6 protein-coding genes and 1 pseudogene are annotated in these 6625 nt (G+C 69.6%); 2 read left to right on the forward strand and 5 right to left on the reverse strand.

The annotated features are described in order from the left end of the window. The 5 genes from MJ783_RS10335 to MJ783_RS10355 all read right to left on the reverse strand — a co-directional run. The coding region (locus MJ783_RS10335; RefSeq protein ID WP_239310177.1) for a 2-dehydropantoate 2-reductase at positions 1–887 on the reverse strand (887 nt) is incomplete at its 3' end. 43 nt (positions 888–930) lie between these two features. Then, positions 931–1233 carry a hypothetical protein gene (locus tag MJ783_RS10340; RefSeq protein ID WP_239310178.1) on the reverse strand — a complete coding sequence of 101 codons (303 nt, stop codon included), beginning with the start codon at positions 1231–1233 and terminating at the stop codon, positions 931–933. After that, positions 1220–1450 (reverse strand): hypothetical protein, encoded by a 231-nt coding sequence (locus tag MJ783_RS10345; RefSeq protein WP_239310179.1) that lies wholly within the window; start codon positions 1448–1450, stop codon positions 1220–1222. The genes MJ783_RS10340 and MJ783_RS10345 overlap by 14 nt, the downstream gene beginning before the upstream one ends. Positions 1451–1609: 159 nt before the next feature. Continuing rightward, positions 1610–2302, reverse strand: coding sequence for a hypothetical protein (locus MJ783_RS10350; RefSeq protein WP_239310180.1), 693 nt, complete (start codon positions 2300–2302; stop codon positions 1610–1612). A 345-nt stretch (positions 2303–2647) separates the two neighbouring features. Continuing rightward, a complete protein-coding gene (locus MJ783_RS10355; protein ID WP_239310181.1) occupies positions 2648–4006 on the reverse strand; it encodes a S1 family peptidase in 1359 nt (452 codons plus the stop codon). A gap of 716 nt (positions 4007–4722) precedes the next feature. Between MJ783_RS10355 and MJ783_RS10360 the strand changes: the two genes are divergently transcribed. Together MJ783_RS10360 and MJ783_RS10365 are read left to right on the forward strand one after the other, a co-directional pair. Further along, positions 4723–5934, forward strand: a complete 1212-nt coding sequence (locus MJ783_RS10360) for an aminotransferase class V-fold PLP-dependent enzyme (protein WP_239310182.1) — start codon at positions 4723–4725, stop codon at positions 5932–5934. A gap of 94 nt (positions 5935–6028) precedes the next feature. Beyond that, positions 6029–6625: pseudogene (locus MJ783_RS10365) on the forward strand (hypothetical protein); the annotation flags it as partial.

The following is a 6625-nucleotide window of genomic DNA, read 5'->3' on the forward strand; positions in this document are numbered from 1 at the left end:
CAGTGGCTCAGCGCGGCGTCGCTGATGGCCGCCAGCAGCGGGAGGATGTGCGCCGACACCACGGTGGGGACACCGTGCTCGGCGCCGATACGCACCACCGCACCGATCAGAGCCTCGTGTTCCAGCGGGCGCCCCGCCAACCGGTCGTAGAGCATCGATGTGCCCGACCCGGCGGGCTGGTCACGCAGCCGCTCGATGATCAGTTCCGGCAGCTCGTCGGCAACGGCCGCACCGTCGGCGTGGGCGACAGCGACCGCTTCACGCATGATGGTCACCGCGAGCCGGGCCATGTCGTCCCGGCGCAGCACCTCCAGGCGCCGGCCGGTCAGCGCTGTGAGCGAGTTCGCCGCGGTGTTGGCGGTCAGTTTCGTCCAGGCCTCGACGGCGAAGTCGTCCACCGGTCGCACCAGCCCCGCGCTGGGCAGAACCCCGGCGAACCGGTCGGCGAGGGCGCCGGCCGGAACATGCAGGAACCCGTAGTTGCGGTGCTCGACCACACCGGGCGCGACCGGTTCGGCGTTGATGTAGACGACGGTGGGGAGCACCCGCTCCGCGGGTACCACCGCCGCGACCCGCTCGGCCTGGCGGACACCGTTCTGGGCGATCACGACGACGGTGTCCGGACCGACCAGCCGGGTCAGCCAGGTGAGTGCCGCCGCATTCTGATGGGCCTTGGTCGCCAACAGCACCCAGTCGACGGGCCTGGCATGCTCGGGGCTGGTCCAGACGGGCAGGTCGGCGCGGAACACCCCGTCAGGGCCCCGGAGCACCAGTTCGCCGAACCGCCGGCGCACGCAGAGCTGTACGTCAGCCCCCGCGGCCGCCGCTCGGGCGGCGAAGAACCCGCCGACCGCACCCACGCCCACGACCGCCAGCCGTCCCGCCATTGTCGTCGATCAGCCCATTTCCGTCATCAGGGGCCTGCTACCCTCAGTGCCCCAGGACGCGGCACAGGATCTGGTCGACACGCAGCCACGCGTCTTCGGAGATCGGGCCAAGAGAGTGGGACAGGGCCGAGGTCGGCAGCCAGGCGACCAGCTCGGGCAGGACGGTGCCGGGGATCGGGTCGGCGATGCAGGCGTCAGCGGCGTAGTCGTCCTGTGGCAGCGGGTCACCCGGGATGACCGGGCAGACGATCACCCGTCCGGTGCCGGCGTTGTTGTACATGTCCGCGGAGACGATCAGGGCATGGGCGAGGACATCGACGCGTGCCCACACCTCACCCTGCCGCACGCCGCAGTTCCTCCAGCCGGGTGTACTCGGCCACCAGGTAGCTCGCGGTGACGCCCAGCGCGGCGTTGCGCTGCCGCTGGCGGGCGAACCGAGCGGTCCAGATCGACTCGGCCAGCGTCTTGTCCACCCACGCCGACAGCGTCATGCCGGCGGCGGTCGCCGCGGCGCGAGCGTGCTGGAGGGTCCCCGCTCGCACGGACACGTTCAGGTTCGGCATGCCACACACCCTATGACGCAGCATCATACGGTCCCGGCGGGGTGGCGGCACACCTGCGGAGACGCAGACGCGGTGACCCCAATGGCCAAGTAGCCATGGCGCCCGCGCCACAGGCGCGGGGCGACCCGTCGCTGTCCCGCTCGCGAGCATCCGGAATGATCATTTGGCCAGCATCTGCTCGACGACCGTCAGCGCAACCGCGTGGAAGCCGGTTGGGGCCGCGCGGGCATACGAGTTGCTGCCCGGGATTTCCGCGAGCGGGCCGTGGTATGGCTCGGTGGGCAGGTCCGTGATGTCCCAACAGCCGGCCGAACTGAAGATCACCTGATCGTGGACGACCGGGGCGATGCGCAGGACAGGCCCGACCGCGGTGCCCGTCTGCCGCGCTGGCCAGGCGATGGCGAACAGACGCCCGTCCGTGCCCCATAGCGCGCCCGCGTCCGCGCCGGGGATCGGCCCCACTGCCCCGCTGGCGCTGCCGATCCAGCCCGTGCTGTCCGAGGTGATGACCGGGCCGCTGAGAGTCCGCACGGAATGCATGATCATTTGATGGAACGTCTGCCCGTCGATGACGGTCTCACCGGTCAGCGAGCCACTGGCGACAAGCACTGACGCGCCGCGCTGCCCCGCTATGGCCAGCGTCTGTCGCAGGGAGAGCGACACGCAGCCGTTTGCCGCGGCCCGCGTTCCTGCCGCGCTCGGCTGGGCGGTCGTGGCCGGCCGGGGTGGCGTTGCCCATGTCTGCGGCACCGCGGCCAAGATGACGAGGACAGCCCCGGCCAGACCGCCGATGACGAGGGCGCGGTTGCGGCGCTGCCGCCGGGTGCGGAAGCTCGGGTGGAGGGCGGTCATGACAGCGCCCGGATCGGTGTCCTCCTGGGCGCGGGATGCCAGGAGCTGTTCGAGGTCACCGTGCTCGCTCCTTGGTCGCGGCAGGCCACGGTGCGGCGGGGGCGGGGGCGGGGGAAGGACGCGGGCGCGCCGCACCGGGTGCGCGGACAGCCGAAGAGCTGGGCGATCCGCTCGCCGGGTTCAGCCAGGAGGTGGCGGAGCATCGCGGTCCTTCCCCTGCCTGGGGGATGTCAGACCTGATTATAACGTTATAACGCCGTTACCCCACCTCATTCTTGCGGGACGAACGATCAGTGATCGCTACAAAACGCCGATACACCGCCTGATTGTCGGGGGCGGCCGGTGTCACCCGGTCCGCAGTGACGCGCCCGGGATGCTGTTGACGACCGTCCGCATGGACGAGAAAAGCACGTTCGTACTGCACTTGTTGCCTCCCGCGTCGTACACCGCGCCGCAGGCGGAGCCTGTCATGCCCGAGCCCAGAAAACCCTGTATCATTCCGGCCGCCCGGACCTGCCCGGACGACGTACTCGCGAGCGAGATCACCGGACCGCCGCTGTCACCCTGGATCTGCGCGATCGCACCGCTCGACTGCTGGACACCTTCGATGGTCGAAAACGACCCACTACCATCATTGAATGACACCAACAGGTTTGTGACCTTGATGTTACAATGCTCGCCGGAGTTACCGCCACCCGTGCACACGAAGTCGTTGACGCCCAGGTCAGCGTAGCCTATGACGGTCTTCCAGAAGTTATTGGAATTGTATGCCCCGTCGAATGCCAAGGCCGCCCCGGTAGCGCTCAGCACCCGGCCGCCGCCGTCCGTGGAGGTGCGCACGCCGGTCCCGTACCTGTTCGACGCGGCTCGATCCTGATAGTCGTCCGCGCTGCAGTGACGTGCGGTCGTCGTGTTGGACGTCCCGCCGAGGTTGACAGCGAACCCGCTGGAACAGGTGTGTCCGGTGGAGGGGCTGAGCATGTATCCACCCGCGTTGAACGGTGCGAAGTCGTCGTCGCGGCCAGTGCTCGTGTCAGCGCTGACACCTGGTGTGACATGCACCGGTACCCCCATGACCGCCGTAGCCCGCGACCGCACCTGCGGTGCGCGCCGCTCCGCTGGGGCCGCGGTGTAGGTCCCGTTGACGGTGATATCGTCATCCGTCGCCCCGACGGCGGCGATGAATGAAATCTTGAACCCGGCCCATTCGCCCGCGGCCGCCTGCTGCCAGATCTCGTTGGTAGCCGCGCGGATCTGCCGCAAGCTGTGTGCGCGCCGCTGAACGGACACCGCGATGCCACGCCGCTCGCCCTCTTTGACAATCGCTGACAGCAGGGACGTGTGGGGGCCGTACCACATGATGGTGATCGCCTTGCGCGCCAGGTCGTCGATTGAGCCGACATAGCCACTGTCAGCGAAGCCTGCCTGGTCGATCATCCAGGACCTGAAAACGGAGAGCGCTTCCTGGTTACTGATGGTCGTGGCCCCCACGGTCTGGATGAACGCCCGGGTGACCGCGTCACCTCTCGCGCCCGGCAGCCCCGATGCCGTCTCGGCGCCGGTGGCGACCGCGCCCGCCGTGGCCGTCGCACCGAGCTGCACGGTGAAAGTGGCTAACGCCAGGAGAGCGGCCAGCGCCGCGGTGAGTTTCCCGCGCCGCGCGCCGGCCCTCCTTACCGACTTCCTGACCGGATCGTTTCGCATCGTCGTTCCACCCTTCCCGGGTAATGGGGCGGCCTGGCGGGAGGCCCACGGACGCCTGTGCGCATGAACAGGAGAAGCGGCTCGGTGAAAGCTGTACGCCGCCAACGAGAAACACAGCCGCTGGAGCGGAAAAATTCATCGCCGCAGATCAGCGGACTACAGAGCCGCGGCCAGCCGGCCTTCCCCTGACGACCACGACGGCCGGGAACGCTGATAATCGTCACCCGACGGGGCGGGACAAACACCGGGGAGGCAGTGCCGTATGCCAGCTGACATGAACGTCGACTCCAGTCAGTCCAACCAGAAAGACCGCGCACAGCGCGGCGCCAGTACGGATAATTGAGTTACCGGAAAATCGAGCCGTGGGACAAGCGAGTTGTACACGCCCATCCGTTAGCATTGAAAGGCACCGGACAGATACTGCCAGCAAGCATCCGCACGCACACCACATCAATCGCAGAGTTGTTAATCTGTAGATATTTTCTACAGCCGGCCGCTGCGCTAGTGCGCGACCGGGGATAGCGGCCAAGATCTCCACGGATATGGAAACCCGCAGGTAGCGGCACAAAGAACGCCTGTCATCCGCACACTCTTTTGTATTCGATCTTTCCCCGGACGATGCCGGCGGCGTCAGCCGCAAGAAGCAGCCGCTCAACGCGCGGAACAGGGCGGGCTCCGGGTTGGGCTCAGGGCGCATCGATGCGACGCTCACCCGCGTGAGACTTCCGGGCCTGCCGGCAACACCCTTCGAGCGGTTGGCTGCGCGCTGGCAAGCCGCCCGCGACAGCAGTGAGATCATTCATCTCGATGCGGCCGGGTGCGCGCGGATGAGCCGGGCCACCATCGCCGCCACAGGGGCCTACCTGGCGGAGGAGAGCCGGGCCGGCGGGTACGTCGCCGAGATCCGCCACAGCGAGCCGTTGGCACAGCTACGCGCGGATCTCGCGAACCTGCTCGGCCCTGATCTGTCGGCCGGCGACGTGGCCTTCCACCACTCGGCGTCCACCGCGTTCGCCGCGCTTGTCGACGCCTGGCCGCTGCCCGCCGGTGGCCGGATCGGTGTGGTGCCCGGCGAGTTCGGGTCCAACGCGATGGTGCTGGCCGCGCGGGCGGCCCGTGACGGCATCGACCTGATCGACCTGCCGGTGGACGGCTACGGGCGGATCGACCTCGATGCCCTGGACCGCCACGGCCCCGCCGGCCTTGACCTGGATCTGGTGACCTTCCCGCACGTGCCCTCCCAGCGCGGGATCGTCCAGCCGGCCGCCGAGGTCGCCGCGCGCGCCACCGCCGCGGGTGTCCCGCTCCTGCTGGACGTCGCGCAGTCCCTGGGGCACGTACCCACGGTCGGGCTGGGCGCGGCAGCCTATGTCGGGACGTCCCGCAAGTGGCTGTGCGGGCCGCGGGGGGTGGGCGTTCTCGCCATCTCGGAACAGATCATCGAACGGCTGGTCGCACCGGCCCGCTGCCTGCACACGGCGAGCTGGGACGGGCACGGACCGCCCGTCCCGCTGACCGGCATCGCCGCGCTGGGGATCGGCGAGTCTGCCGCGGCTGCCAGGGTGGGTCTCGCGCGCGCCGTGGGCGAGCTTGTCGATGCCGGGACGGCGGCGGTGTCGGGGCGGATCGCGGCGCTCGGGACGCTGGCACGGCGGCGGCTTGACGGGCTGGCCGGCTGGCGGGTGGGTGAGCCGCTGGCCGAGCCCAGCGGAATCGTCACGCTCGTCCCGCCGCCCGGGGTGGATCCGCACGCGGTCCGCGACCGCCTTTACGCCGAGGCTGGCATCCTGACCAGCGCTTTCGCAACCAGCCGCGCCCCCCGGGAGATGACCGGCCCGCTCCTGCGCGCAAGCCCGCACGTATACAGCGACCCAGCCGAGATCGAGGCCCTCGCGGACGCCCTGGACAGGTTCACGCGGACCCGCTGACAGCCACCGGCAACGCGTCGTGGAAGCTGAATGTCACGTTTGCTGAAATAGCAGGCGTTGTAGCCAGACCTGACCGGCTGAGGACGGCGTGACCATGCCAGCTGACGCACCGCCGCCTGCCCCGAAGGGCTTCGCCCTCCTGTCGCACGGCGCGGTCATGGTCCGGGCGGCCGTGCTGTTCCGTGTCCTCACTGGTGTGTTGGGCCTCGCGCAGGTCGCGATCTGGTGGTCGTGGACCTGGTCGCACCCGTGGACGCTCGCCGGCCCGCTCGCCGCGGCCGCCTGGGCCGTGCTCGTCGTGATCTTTCTCACCCGTCATGGCCTCGACCCGCGCGCCAGCTTGCTTGAGCTCGCCCTGGCCGGACCGCTGGCCTGCTTCGGCGCGCTGATGATCCCGCCCACGACGGTTGGGGACGCGGCCAACTGGGTCTACGTCACTGTCGGCGGAGCCACCGTGACGGCGGCGTGGTGCCTGCCGGTGCGGGCCGCGGTGCCGGCCGTCACGAGCGTCGCGGCGGCGTACTGGGCGGGTGCGGCCATGGTGGGGCCGTCCGGGCCGGCCCCGGGGGTGCCGGCCCGCTCCGTGGTGCTGCTCGCGGTCATCACGACAGCCTGGGCGCTTACCGTACGGACCGCCCGCGCCCATGCCGTCGATGCCGACGTCGACCTCGCCGCAGCAATACGCCGGTAC

The sequence above is a fragment of the Protofrankia sp. Cj3 genome, from assembly GCF_917627355.1.
In the GTDB taxonomy this organism is placed as follows: Bacteria; Actinomycetota; Actinomycetes; order Frankiales; family Frankiaceae; genus Protofrankia.

Excerpts from the sequence above, each read along its gene's own strand:
- MJ783_RS10345 (WP_239310179.1), bottom strand. The coding sequence starts at position 1,450 with ATGCCGAACCTGAACGTGTCCGTGCGAGCGGGGACCCTCCAGCACGCT.
- MJ783_RS10350 (WP_239310180.1), bottom strand. The coding sequence starts at position 2,302 with ATGACCGCCCTCCACCCGAGCTTCCGCACCCGGCGGCAGCGCCGCAAC.
- MJ783_RS10355 (WP_239310181.1), bottom strand. The coding sequence starts at position 4,006 with ATGCGAAACGATCCGGTCAGGAAGTCGGTAAGGAGGGCCGGCGCGCGG.